This window comes from Mesorhizobium sp. L48C026A00 (assembly GCF_000502375.1).
Classification (GTDB): Bacteria; Pseudomonadota; Alphaproteobacteria; order Rhizobiales; family Rhizobiaceae; genus Mesorhizobium; species Mesorhizobium muleiense.
Genome location: NZ_AYWU01000001.1, coordinates 280725 through 293199 on the forward strand (window position 1 = coordinate 280725; position 12475 = coordinate 293199).

The following is a 12475-nucleotide window of genomic DNA, read 5'->3' on the forward strand; positions in this document are numbered from 1 at the left end:
GTGGCGCTATCGCAGCGGCTGGGTGCCGACGCCATCGTCAACGGGCGCAAGGACGACGTGGTGGCGGCCGCTCGTGAATTCGCCGCCGGCGGCCTCGGCGCTGCCCTTGTCACAGTAAGCGGTGAGGCGGCCAACCGCGCGCTGACGTCAGTGCGCGACGGCGGTCGGGTCGCCTGCCCGCACGGCGCGATGCCCGATCCAACTGTCCGGCGCGGCGTGGAGCTCATTCGCTACAACGGCGCCCGCAGCAAGGACGCGACCGACAAGCTTAACCGCCTGATCGACTCTGGCCCGTTCGACGTCCATGTCGCCCGTACATTCCCGTTCGACAGGGTTGTCGATGCGCACCGAGCGCTTGCCACCCACTACGTCGGCAAGCTCGCCTTGCGGGTGAGTTGAGCAAAGGGTGGATCCATCAGACATCACCAGGCGTTGCGACGGCGGAACAGGATTATGACAGCCATGGAAATGTGCTGGCGCTTTCCCATCCGCCGATCGCCGCTGATCTGCCAGAAACAAAAAAATGTGCTGCCGTTTGCGGTCACCGACTATCGGCTGCAAATGGCGCGTCGGAGAGGATGAAACTGGGCACCGCTATGTAACCGGTTGACGCCACCGTTGCGGTGCTTTGTCACCGCGATGTAACAGCGAGATGCCCTACGAACGCCCGCATCACACCAGACGTTCGCGCTTGGAGGTGCTGAGGTCGGCAAGTGGCGCAAAGCCGCCCCTCCGCTCCGAGAAGTGATCCTAGAAATCTATGGGCGCAGCAACGATACACAGAGCAGGAAATATTTCCGGCCTTCTGGGAGAGTGGTCAGCGTCCCAGAGGCTGCGTGGGCGTGTCGTCGGTTGGCTGTTAGCGCGGCGACTGGAACGCTCCACGTCTCGCAAGCGGGATAGCGAAGTCTCGTGAAGGCAAGGTCAGCTGCGTTCTCCGTTCTGTATCGGCGACGACTGGGAGAGATGGGCACCATGCATACAGGGCGTCCGGAAGTTAGCAGGACATGGACGCGGGGCGGCCCGCGTGCAGGCGCTTGGCTGAGCGGTGCAATAACCACGCAGCGCCGCCTCGCAGCGATCCTGGCTTGCGACGTGGTCGGCTATTCGCGCCTGACGGAGCGCGACGAGCGCGGCACGCTCGAGCGGCTGAAGATCTACCGCAAGCACCTCCTCGAACCGCTGGTCTCCGAGCACCAGGGTCGGATCGTCAAGCTCACCGGCGACGGCATGCTGTGCGAGTTCGCGAGCGTCGTTTACGCGGTGACCTCGGCGATGGCGATCCAGCAGGCCCTGGCAGAACACGAGGCGGAGACGCCCGAGGAAGAGCGGATTCGCTTCCGCATCGGCGTCAATCTCGGCGACGTGGTCTGCGAGGAGGACGGCGACCTCTACGGCGACGGGGTCAACATCGCCGCCCGCCTCGAAAGCATCGCCGATCCCGGCACCGTGGTCGTCTCGGGCACCGCCTACGACCACCTTCAGGGCAAGCTCGACTGCGGCTTCACGCCGCTCGGCGACCTGCGCCTCAAGAACATCGAGCGGCCTGTGCGCGCCTACCGCGTCGAGACCGACGCCAGCGCCTCGGTGGCTGCACTGCCTCCCCTGCCCGAGAAACCCTCGATCGCGGTTCTGCCTTTCACCAACATGAGCGGCGACCCCGACCAGGAATACTTCGCCGACGGGCTGGTGGAGGACATCATCACGGGATTGAGCCGGGTGAACTCCTTCTTCGTGATCGCCCGCAATTCGTCCTTCACCTACAAGGGCCGGGCGGTGGACCTGCGCCAGGTCGGACGCGAGCTGGGCGTCCGCTACGTGCTCGAAGGCAGCATCCGCAGAGCAGGATCGCGGGTGCGCATCAGTGGGCAGTTGGTGGACGCGATCAGCGGACACCATGTCTGGGCCGACCGCTTCGAGGGCGACGTGAGCGACATCTTCGACCTGCAGGACAAGGTGACCGAGAGCGTCGTCGGCGCCGTCGAGCCGAGCATCCGGCTGCAGGAGATCAAGCAGGCGCGCATGAAGCCGACCGACTACATCAGCGCCTACGACCTCTACCTTCGCGCGCTGCCGCGCTTCTACAGCATGACGCGCGAAGGCTTTGCCGACGTGCGCCGGCTCACCAACGAGGCGCTCAGCATCGACCCCAGCTTCAACTTGGCGAAGGCACTCGGCGCCTATATCCGCAGCCTATCCGTGAGCCAGTGCTGGCACGAGCCCGACGATATCCGAGTCGCCGCGCGCATGGCGCGCGAGGTATTGGCGGAAGCGCGCGACGACCCCACGAGCCTACGCTTCGCCGCGCAGGTGATCGCCTACAGCGCGAAGGACTACGAGATGGCGCTGGGCACGATCGAACGATCCCTGCTGCTCAACCCCAATTCGGCGCAGGGCCATACGGGCAGCGGCTGGGTGAACGCACATTCCAGTCGCCCGCTCGTCGCGATCGAGCACTTTCACAGGGCAATGCGGCTGAGCCCGGTCGACCCCGAGAAGGGCATCGCGCTCTCCGGCATCGGGATGAGCTACCTGATGCTCGAGCGCTACGAAGAAGCGCTGGCATGGGGAGAACGCGCGCTGCACGAGATGCCGAACTACGGCTCCTCGCACCGGGTGGTGATCATGGCGCTGGTCAAACTCAACCGGCTGGACGAGGCGCAGGAGGCGGCGCGGCGGCTGATGGAGGCGTTCCCGACCTACACGCTCACCCTGCAGAGGCAGATCAACCCGTGGAGGGACAAGGTGTTCGCCGAGAGTTACGTCGAGGCGCTGGGCGTCTCCGGCGTGCCGGAGTGATCGTCGCGGTTGCAAAGATGCCCTCTCCTGCGCGTCACGTCCGGCCAGGCGACGTCCCTTGATCCCGCGTCGCTTCTGGAAGGACAGTTCTCTGGCCGTACTCCGGTTTCCACCCTGACGAGACCTACCGACGGTCCAGACAAAAGTCGAGGTTGGGTCAGAACTGGACGTCGCGACACGATTTTGGAATGTACTGCCGATTGGCGCGCCCGAAGAGATTCGAACTCCTGACCCCGATTCGTAGCTACTAAGGTCAAAATAGTTATTTTAAATCAATTACCTGTCAAAAATTGTTTCCGGAAGCCCTGGGAAACCAAGATCTCGGAACGCCTATAGAGTCTATAGAGTAGAGGCTGCGTCTCGCGCACGGTTCGGTTCGTGCGATCGATCCAGCAGTTGCCGATTGAGCAGCATGGAATCGCCGAATTCATGCGTCCGGTATCGGTGCGCGGCGAAGGCTGCGGAGGCCTTGGCGAGCAGGGCATCGTCGGCAAAGGCGCGCAGGAGCTCGAAATGGCTTTCGCCCGGCTGGTGGACGCCGGTCAGAATCGCATCGACGACGCGAAGCGGCGTCTCCCGCGCGACGCGGCCCGTCGCAATGCCATTTTTTGCACGCACGCTGCCATCGGGATTAGCGGCCGCCTCAATCGCGCGCACGACGCTCGTGCCGACCGCGATGATGCGGCTGCCGCGCAGCTTCGCCCGCGCGACTTTTACCGCGGTGTGCTCGGGGATGCGGTATGGCTCATCGAAGGGAAGGCGCGAGTCGAGCGCGCGATCCCCGGTGGAGGAAACGCCCGTGGCATGCGTGAGTGTGGCGAAGCCGACGTCGTGCCGCCGCCAGCTTTGAAGCGTGCGCCAGTCGAGCGCAAAGCCTGCCGATGGCGCCTCGAACGCGACCGGCCGGGCGGCAATCTTCGTCCAAACATCCCAAAGTGCCAACGGCTCGGGAACATGCGCGTATTGGATTGGCCGGCCGTGCTGCGCCAGTCCTGCAAGCACAGCTGCGCGGTTGCCTAAGAAGCGCAGCTCGAGAAGGCGAGGATGGTCGAGAAGGCGCTCCACAACGGCTTCAAGCGGGCCGAGCCGGAGGCGATTGCCCGGTGACAGCGGACGCGGAGGCAGCCGATCTTCGGTGCGCGTGCGGNTCTCGATCGCTTCACTGCTGGGGACATGCGTGCCGCGCAGGCTGGCAGGCAAGGTCGCGGCGTCATTGGCGACGACCAGGTCGTCGGGCTCGAACAGCTTCGCGAGGTCAGCGCGCGGCAGGTCGGTCATCGCGCCGTCCGCCATGACGACCAACAGCCTGGCGGAGCGCCGATCCGGATGGTCGGCGGCAATCATCCACGTGCCACGGCGCGGGGTGCTGCGCCAGCCGGCAACGCGTCAAGCAGCTTATCGATGATCTCGGCAGCCGCCAGATCGGGGTGCTTCAAGGTGGCCGGATCGGCGTCAGGAAGCGCCAGCGCGTGCAGCGGGGTGTCCATATCGCCAGGGTCGAGCGCGAGGAACCTTATGCCATCGTCTTTCGCCTCCTCGTCCCAGATCGCCGTCAGATGGGCAAGAGCGGCCTTGCTCGCACCATACGCGCCCCAGCCAGGATAGGCGTTCACCGCCGCGTCGCTGGAGATGTTGATCACCAGCGCGCCACGGCTCTCGCGCGCCGACGTGGCAAGCGCACCGAACAGCGCTCTGGTCAGCCGAAACGCGCCGACGAGATTGACCGCAAGCGCCTTTTCCAGATCCTCGCACTCGGTGTCGGCAAGCAGCACAAGAGGCACCGGCCCGAGGCTCGATGCATTGTTGATCAGGACATCGAGCCCGCCGAGGCTGGCGGTGACCTGCAACGCGATCGGGTAGATGTCGTGCTTCTTGCCGAGGTCGCCGACAATGCCGTGTGCGCCCGTCTCGTCAGCGATGCGCTCGACGTCCGCGGCAGTGCGTGCGACGAAGGCGACGCTCGCACCCTGCGCGGCGAGCTGCCGCACAAGCGCCAGCCCGAGACCGGACGTGCCACCCGTGACCGCTACGCGAAGGCCGTGGAAATCCATATTCGTCAGCATTGCCGATGCTCCTTCGATCCGTGCAAGCCAATGCTACAAGCTCAAGTTAACTTGAGGTCAAGCACTCATTGCGTGGATCTTTCCTTCTCCCCTTGTGGGAGAAGGTGGATTGGCGCGCAGCGCCAAGACGGTTGAGGGGTGTTGGACGGAGTGCGGCGGCGCCAAGCTGGAACACCCCTCATCCGGCCGCTTCGCGGCCACCTTCTCCCACAAGGGGAGAAGGGAGAGCCGCGCTCGGACGCCCCCGCGGGCGCTGGCGCGTTCGATGCCGAGGCGGCGCGAGACGCCGGGTGCCGCCAGCGTTCAGCTGCGGTATTGTTCGTCGCTGACTTTCTCCAGCCATTCGACCGGCTTGCCATGAAGGGATTCCTGGATAGCGAGATGCGTCATCGCCGTCGTCGCAGACGCGCCGTGCCAATGCTTCACGCCAGGCGGAATCCAGACGACGTCACCTGGCCGGATTTCTTCTACTGGCGCGCCTTCGCGCTGGACCCGGCCGAGACCGGCCGTGACGATCAGCGTCTGGCCGAGTGGGTGCGTGTGCCAAGCGGTGCGGGCGCCAGGCTCGAACGTGACGCTGGCGCCACCGACGCGCGCCGGCTCGGGCGCCTGGAAGAGCGGATCGATGCGCACGGTCCCGGTAAAGTAATCGGCCGGCCCGGGGCCGGACGGCTGTGATCCAACTCGCGTGATCTTCATTGTCTCATTCCTTCCTTGGACAGAAGCTGCGCCAACCTGGCCTGCTGCAGCCACGGCGGCGAAAGCACTCGTCGCGGCAAGGACGTCTCTGCGGGTGATGATCATGTCTCAAGCCCCTTCGTTTTCGACGAGGTGGATCAGAGCAGCTTGTCCGGCGTGATCGGCAGTTCGCGGAGGCGCTTTCCGGTAGCGTGGAAAATGGCATTGGCGATCGCTGGCGCGACGCCGACCAGCGCGATCTCGCCGAGGCCTTTCACGCCGAGCGGGTTCACGTGCGGGTCGTGCTCGTCGACGAATATCACGTCCATGACAGGCGGCGCGTCGGCGTGCACCGGCACGGCGTATTCGGCGAGATTGGCATTGGTGACGCGCCCGTTGCGGGGGTCGACAACCGAGTGCTCCATGAGGGCCATGCCGATGCCGCCGATCATGCCACCGATGCATTGGCTGCGCGCGATCTTCGGGTTGACGACGCGGCCGGCGCCATAGGCGCCGACCATGCGCCGCACGCGCGTCTCGCCGAGATCGGGATCGACGGCCACCTCCACGAACACGGCGCCAAAGGCGTGCATGGAAAACCGCTTCGTCTCATCTCCGGGAGCGACGTCGGCGGTTGCCTCGATGACTTGGCCGAGACGCTTCATGGCCTCTTCAATTTCGTTGGCGCCGGCGCGTGCCAGCGCGTCGTCGAGCGCCTTGCGGCAAGCCGCCTGCACCGCACTGCCGACGCTCGCCATGGTCATGGAACCGCCGTGGATAGGGGCGCGCGGCAGGCGGGTGTCGCCAAGCGTGAACTTGACCCGCTCGATCGGCAGGCCCAGCGTGTCCGCCGCGACCTGCGTCATCGATGTCCATGTGCCGGGTCCCATGTCGCTCGCTGCGCTCATCACTTCGGCAGTGCCGTCCGGCAAGAGCCGGGCCATGGCCGAGGCGGGTGCATAGTTCATCGGATAGGTGGCGCTGGCCATGCCCCAGCCAATCAGCGAGCGCCCGTCGCGCATGGAGCGCGGCGCGGCGTTCCTTTGTGCCCACCCGAAACGCTCGGCGGCGGCCCGGTAGCATTCCCTGGTCGAACGGCTCGAGAACGGGAGGTCCTTGAATTCGTCCCGGTCCGGCTCGTTGCGCAACCGCAGTTCGACGGGATCCATGTTCAGCGCGACCGCCAACTCGTCCATGGCCGATTCGAGGGCATACATGCCGCTCGCCTCACCGGGCGCGCGCATGTAGGTCGGCGTGTGGACGTTCATCGGCGCGATGCGATGGCGCGTGTGGACGTTCGGGCAGGAGTGCAGGAACCGGGTCGCGCTGAGCAGCGCCTCGGTGAACTCCTCGTAGGTCGAGGTCTCCTGGTGGCCCTCGTGCCGGATGGCCTGGAGCTGGCCGTCACGGGAGGCGCCAAGCGCGGCCCGCTGCACCGTGTGAGGACGGTAGCCGACGCCGTAATACATTTCGCGCCGCGACAGCACCAGCTTGACTGGCCGTCCGGCTACACGGGCGCCCAGCGCGGCGAGCGTGACATGCGGCCAGCAGCGCAGCGCCGAACCAAACGCGCCGCCGACGAAGGGCGAGATGACACGGACGTTCTCGGCAGCGATGCCGAACACGGCGGCGATCTCCTCGGCGACGTTGTGCACCCATTGTGTCTTGTCCCACAGGGTCAGGCTGTCGTCCTGCCATGAGGCAATGGTGGCGAACATCTCTATCGGATTGTGGTTCTCGCGCGGGATCACATAGGTCTGGTCGACCCGGAATTCCGCTTGTTCGAAGGCGCTGTCGGGTTCGCCTCGCCGTATCTCCCACTCCGCCGGTTTCCCGCTAGGCAGAACTGGATCGACGCTTTCCATGTCGGTGGCCGCCGCTTCGTGCCGGTAGGTAACCCGCACGACCTCCGCCGCGTAAACCGCCTGTTCAAGCGTCTCGGCGACCACCAGCGCGATCGGCTGGCCCTGGTGAGTCACTCGGTCGTCCTGCAGCACATGCAGGCGCTCGCCAACGGCTGCGTCCGGGAGGCCTTTGTGCCTCTGGTAGGCGAGCCTGGACGCGTTGCTGTGCGTCACAACCGCGATTACGCCGGGCGCCCGTTCGGCCTCCGCCGTGTCGATGGATGCAATGCGGCCGTTCGCGACAATGCTCCTGACGACGGCGGCATGGGCGAGGTTGGGTACCTCAAACTCGGCGGCATAGGTCGCGGCGCCGGTAACTTTCAGGCGGCCATCGACGCGGCTGACGGATTTTCCGATCAAGGCAGCAGTCATGCGCGTGCTCCCGCGATTTCGACCGCACGCACGATGGCGCGCTGCATGAGTTCGATCTTGAAACCGTTGTGGCCGCGACCCCGTGTGCCGTCTGCTGCGAGCGCCGCCGCCTGGCGGAGCACCGCTGGCTCGAAGTCGGCGCCGGCGAGAGCGGTCTCGACGTTCGACAGGCGCCAGGGTTTCGTTCCAACGCCGCCGAGCGCTACGCGGGCCTGCCGGATGCGAGCGCCGTCCGTCTCGATTGCGACTGCGGCCGAGACCACGGCGAACTCGAAGGAGGCGCGATCGCGTACTTTGAGATAGTGAGACCGCAGTCCTGCCGCCCTGGCCGGGACCGTGATCGCGGTGATCACTTCGCCCGGTTTCAGGACGGTTTCGAGGTGCGGCGTATCGCGGGGAAGGCGATGGAGATCGGAGAGCGGCACGGAACGGTCACCGCCAGCTCCTCGGAGCTCGACCGACGCATCGAGCGCCACCAGGGCAACCGCGAGGTCCGACGGGTGAACGGCGATACAGTTGTCGCTCGTGCCGAGCACTGCGTGCCAGCGGTTCTCGCCGTCCAATGCGGCGCAGCCGGAGCCAGGCACGCGCTTGTTGCATGCCTCGTAGCCGACATCGCGAAAGTAGGGACAGCGTGTGCGCTGAAGCAGATTGCCGCCCATGGTCGCCTGGTTGCGGACCTGCGGGCTCGCCGAATTCAGCAGCGCCTGGGATATCAGAGGGAACTGCTCGACCACAGCTTGATGGGCGGCCACCTCCGCCATCGTGGCGGCGGCGCCAAGCCTCAGGCCTTGCGGACCGATCTCGATGCCGTCGTCGAGAACTCCCGCGAGGCTCACAAGCCGATCCGGTCGGCGGACATTCTCCTGCAGAAGCTGCACCATGTCGGTGCCGCCGGCGATGTATTCGACCGGCGCATCATTGCGGCCGGCTTGAGCGCCGAAGCTGAGTGCGGCAGAGAGATCCCGCGGACGTTCGAGCACAAAGGGATGCATGGCTCAGCCCTCCTGCGTCGAGTTGGACACGGCAGCCGCGTCCTGGATGGCCGCGACGATATGGTCGTAGGCGCCGCAACGGCACAGATTGCCACTCATCCATTCGCGGATCTCCTCCGGCGACCCGGCATGGCCTTCGCTGATGCAGGCGACGCCGGCCATGATCTGCCCCGACGTGCAATAGCCGCACTGGAAGGCATCGCGCTCGATGAAGGACGCCTGCAACGGATGGAGCTCATCGCCCTGCGCCAATCCTTCGATGGTTTTGATTTCGCGGCCCTGAGCGAGCGCCGCGAGCGAGAGGCACGCCTTCACGCGCATGCCATCCATCAACACCGTGCAGGCGCCGCATTGGCCGAGGCCGCAGCCCTTCTTCGAGCCCGTCAGATGCAGGTGCTCGCGAAGCGCATCCAGCAGCGTCGTGCGCGGGTCGAGCGAAAGCCGGTGCTCCGTCCCGTTGATGCGCAGCGACACATCGAGCGGCACCGTCGCGGCGCCGGCAGCCTGTGCCAGCGCCGGAGATATAGCTCCGGGCACGAATTGTTCTCCTAAAAGAGCACCGCCAGTCACAGCAGCCGCTTGCATGAGCTCCCGGCGCGTTATGTCCGAACTGGCTGTCGAAGTTCTTTGGCTATCAGACATGTCGATTGTCGCTTTCGTGATGATCCGCCAAATTCGCGGCCCAAGATATGGATGGCCCCCGGCCCGAAGACACGCTGGGTGCGTGTGCGACGCTAAAAGCTTAGGGCGCTTGAGGCGCCTTGATTAGCGCCCGCTCCCCGATAGGACCTATCGGTCGGGGCCATGAATGGCAGCGACGCGAATGAACTGCCGCCGGTTCTTCCTTCATCGTCATTGCTCAGACGGGTTCGCGCCACCGTCCGGGAAATTTGCGGTGCTCTCGGCAATCGCGATCGATTGAGTGTGTGCAGTTCGCTCGATTAGTCCGTATAATCCGCCCAAACTTATGGGGCGTAACCATAAATGCAGCGCGGACGACTCGATATGCTTCTGGCCTTTCTGGCGGTTGCGCGGGAGGGCAGCTTCACGCGCGCCGCTGCGCAGCTCGGAATTTCGCAGTCCACGCTCAGCCACACGGTCCGCGATCTGGAAGAGCGGATGGGCATTCGGCTGCTGACGAGAACGACCCGAAGCGTTTCGCCTACAGAGGCCGGCGAGCGGCTGCTGCGCAATATCGGCCCGCGCTTTGAGGAGATCGAGGCCGAGGTCGAGGCGTTGAGCGAATTGCGGGAGAAGCCCGCCGGCACCATTCGCCTCACGGCAAGTGATCACGCGTTCAACGCCGTCATCTGGCCGAAGCTGGCGAAGCTCCTGCCGGACTATCCCGACGTCACCGTCGAGGTCTTCCTCGACAACGCACTGACGGATATTGCTGCCGAACGGTTCGACGCGGGCGTGCGAATGGGAGAGCGTGTTGCAAAAGACATGATCGCGGTGCGCGTCGGACCGGACATCCGCTTCGCCGTCGTCGGGACGCAGTCGTATTTCGCCAGGCGGCCGCCGCCAACGACGCCGCAGGAGCTGACCGAACACGTTTGCATCAACCAGCGCTTTTCCATCAATGGCGGGCTTTGGGCCTGGGACTTCGAGCGCGACGGTCGCGAGCTGAAGGTGCGGGTGGACGGCCAGATCGTCCTCAATGGCACCCTCGAGATTCTCGAGGCGGCGCTGGCTGGTTTCGGCCTCGCCTATGTGCCGGAGGATGTCGCGGAGCGTCATCTGGAAAGCGGCCGCCTGATGCGGGTGCTGGATGAGTGGTCACCGCCCTGGCCGGGATATCACCTCTACTATCCCAGCCGCCGTCAAGCGTCGCCGGCTTTCGCCCTGCTCGTCGATGCGCTCCGCTTCTCGGGTTGAGGCAATGCAGTGCGAAGCGTCTTCGGCCAGGATTGACCGTTCAGTACCGCCGGAACCGGTCAGCCGAAGACGAACGCCATCAGCAGCTCCGGCTCGATCACCGGCGCCCGCACGACGTTCAATTGACCACGGTACCGACGTTCGCCCGTGCCGAGGACAAATCCGCTGGTGACCGGCGTTTCACCGTTGATGTCGAGGCGCGCAAAAATGTCGGCGACGTTGAGGTCCAACGCCAGCTTGAGGTCGTGCCGCGCATCGTCCTTTGGTCCGGAAGGCAGTTGGCGCTTCACCAGTTGCTGGAACGGAACATTGAAAGTCAGGATCTTCTTCGATGACGTCAAGGCAAATGCAGGCGAGGGGCAGGCAACCAGTATGGCGTTGATTGTCGTTATTGACGCGAGCTTGCTCAACGTCACGTTTTCCTTCGCCTGTCCGCGTATGCAGGCTACCCGGATCGCGGATGTCAGATTGGCACTCTGTGGCTGAACTCCGGCTATCTCATCTATGAGCATGCCGATCGTGCACTTCCGGCTCTCAGCCATCTGCTTCAGCGATATCCAAAAAGCCCGCTCCAGACGGATCCCGCGGCGTGTTCCGCCACGCGCCACAACTCGAAATTCCAGGCCAAAATCCTCCTTGGCGAGCGGCAGGAGTGGCTGATCGGTATTGCTGGAGGGAGAGGTGGCGCTAGCGCTCACTCATGGCCTCCTGACGCGCCCTGTTGATCGGCTTCAAAAGGGAACTCAGGATCGTCTTGCGTCTGGTCTTGATGACGACGGAGCAGATCACGCCCGGGATGATCGGATAAGCCTTGCCATCCCGTTCGATCGTCTAAATCGCAAATGTGATCAGGAGGCCAAGGCGCTTGCCAATGGCCACTTTGACTATCGTATTCGATCTACCCCACCCATCTGCCCGGTACTTTTTATATGGCCAAGCCTTCTCACCGAAGCTTTGACAAATTATCCGATAAATTCTTCGAATACGTGAGTGATTATTGATCTAGGGGCGGCTAAGAACCGAATTCGGGCCATAAGTTTCGGGAATGTAGCAAAAATGGCACATAAAATGGGCGCTCGCTGCGGTTGCGGCAAGCGCCTGCGCCTGTGATCAATGCTGTTCGCGGCGCTTCCTTAAGCCTCGCGCAATCTTTGCTGTCTATTCTGCTTGTCGATTGGTGAGGGAACATGACGCGCAAGCCGCTACTGCTTTTTGCCTTCCCGGCTCTCATTCTTTTGATTCTTGCAGGGGAGCGAGCAGCGACGTTCCTGCTCGGAACCTATCCGGCCAGCCCTGCCCTGTGGCGGATCTGGCTTGAGTTGCGCCCTTTGGCGACGATGTTCTGGCAGCAGGTCGACCTCTATCTCAGCGGTTCAATGGTCCTTGATGCCGCCATCCTGACCGCCGCATCGATCGTATGCTGGATGGCTTGCCGGACGCGAAAATCGGCCGCGTTCCTCTTCCTTGCCAACCACGCCGCTCTGCTTTTCGCCGGGTTGATGATCGCTTCCAGCAGCCATTCTGAAACAGCGAGCACGATTGCGGCATTCACCGCACCGAGCGGCCAGCCATTCTCGCTGATCCTCGACTTCACATGGCGGAACAGCCTGGTGCTGGGTCTGGGCACTGCAGCCTGCGCCTACTGTCATTTTGCGTTTCTCGGCGAAGCGCGACAGCGTTCCGAAGCGCTCGCCGTACGGCTTATTGCTCTGCAGCGGGATTTCTAAAGCGCGTCGCATTTGAAACGGATTCATGCGACGCGCTTTAAGTTCTCGTTTTTATGCAA

12 protein-coding genes and 1 pseudogene are annotated in these 12475 nt (G+C 64.1%); 5 read left to right on the forward strand and 8 right to left on the reverse strand.

Features of this window, described 5'->3' with window-relative positions:
* From X738_RS85875 to X738_RS46880, 3 genes are all read left to right on the forward strand, one after another.
* Window positions 1–399 (forward strand): zinc-binding dehydrogenase, encoded by a 399-nt coding sequence (locus tag X738_RS85875; RefSeq protein ID WP_198032766.1) that lies wholly within the window; start codon window positions 1–3, stop codon window positions 397–399.
* Window positions 400–453: 54 nt separating this feature from the next.
* Window positions 454–582 (forward strand): hypothetical protein, encoded by a 129-nt coding sequence (locus tag X738_RS88285; RefSeq protein ID WP_023796963.1) that lies wholly within the window; start codon window positions 454–456, stop codon window positions 580–582.
* Between the two features lie 393 nt (window positions 583–975).
* Window positions 976–2799 carry an adenylate/guanylate cyclase domain-containing protein gene (locus tag X738_RS46880; protein WP_280806759.1) on the forward strand — a complete coding sequence of 608 codons (1824 nt, stop codon included), beginning with the start codon at window positions 976–978 and terminating at the stop codon, window positions 2797–2799.
* A 339-nt stretch (window positions 2800–3138) separates the two neighbouring features.
* On the opposite strand, the gene X738_RS46885 is transcribed toward X738_RS46880, so the two are convergent.
* The 6 genes from X738_RS46885 to X738_RS46910 all read right to left on the reverse strand — a co-directional run bounded on the left by X738_RS46885 (window position 3139) and on the right by X738_RS46910 (window position 9453).
* A complete protein-coding gene (locus tag X738_RS46885; protein ID WP_023796965.1) occupies window positions 3139–4143 on the reverse strand; it encodes an S-adenosylmethionine:tRNA ribosyltransferase-isomerase in 1005 nt (334 codons plus the stop codon).
* Entirely contained in the window at window positions 4140–4862 is a 723-nt protein-coding gene (locus X738_RS46890; RefSeq protein ID WP_023796966.1) for an SDR family NAD(P)-dependent oxidoreductase, read from the reverse strand. The genes X738_RS46885 and X738_RS46890 overlap by 4 nt, the downstream gene beginning before the upstream one ends.
* 303 nt (window positions 4863–5165) lie before the next feature.
* Complete coding sequence (locus X738_RS46895) at window positions 5166–5561, reverse strand: (R)-mandelonitrile lyase (RefSeq protein WP_023796967.1); 396 nt, start codon at window positions 5559–5561, stop codon at window positions 5166–5168.
* A gap of 137 nt (window positions 5562–5698) precedes the next feature.
* Window positions 5699–7816, reverse strand: coding sequence for a xanthine dehydrogenase family protein molybdopterin-binding subunit (locus X738_RS46900; RefSeq protein WP_023796968.1), 2118 nt, complete (start codon window positions 7814–7816; stop codon window positions 5699–5701).
* Complete coding sequence (locus tag X738_RS46905) at window positions 7813–8811, reverse strand: FAD binding domain-containing protein (protein WP_023796969.1); 999 nt, start codon at window positions 8809–8811, stop codon at window positions 7813–7815. Before X738_RS46905 ends, X738_RS46900 begins: the two co-directional genes overlap by 4 nt.
* Before the next feature lie 3 nt (window positions 8812–8814).
* Entirely contained in the window at window positions 8815–9453 is a 639-nt protein-coding gene (locus X738_RS46910; RefSeq protein WP_023796970.1) for a (2Fe-2S)-binding protein, read from the reverse strand.
* A gap of 342 nt (window positions 9454–9795) precedes the next feature.
* On the opposite strand from X738_RS46910, the gene X738_RS46915 reads away from it, so the two are divergent.
* Window positions 9796–10689 carry a LysR family transcriptional regulator gene (locus tag X738_RS46915; RefSeq protein ID WP_023796971.1) on the forward strand — a complete coding sequence of 298 codons (894 nt, stop codon included), beginning with the start codon at window positions 9796–9798 and terminating at the stop codon, window positions 10687–10689.
* Window positions 10690–10748: 59 nt separating this feature from the next.
* Here the strand turns inward: X738_RS46915 and X738_RS46920 are convergent, their stop codons facing one another.
* Both X738_RS46920 and X738_RS86740 read right to left on the reverse strand, forming a co-directional pair.
* Window positions 10749–11387, reverse strand: coding sequence for a ribbon-helix-helix domain-containing protein (locus X738_RS46920; protein WP_023796972.1), 639 nt, complete (start codon window positions 11385–11387; stop codon window positions 10749–10751).
* A pseudogene (locus X738_RS86740) lies at window positions 11377–11520 on the reverse strand (HlyD family type I secretion periplasmic adaptor subunit); the annotation flags it as partial. The pseudogene X738_RS86740 and the gene X738_RS46920, both read right to left, overlap by 11 nt.
* 356 nt (window positions 11521–11876) lie before the next feature.
* On the opposite strand from X738_RS86740, the gene X738_RS46925 reads away from it, so the two are divergent.
* Entirely contained in the window at window positions 11877–12416 is a 540-nt protein-coding gene (locus X738_RS46925) for a hypothetical protein (RefSeq protein ID WP_023796974.1), read from the forward strand.
* Window positions 12417–12475 lie beyond the last annotated feature (59 nt).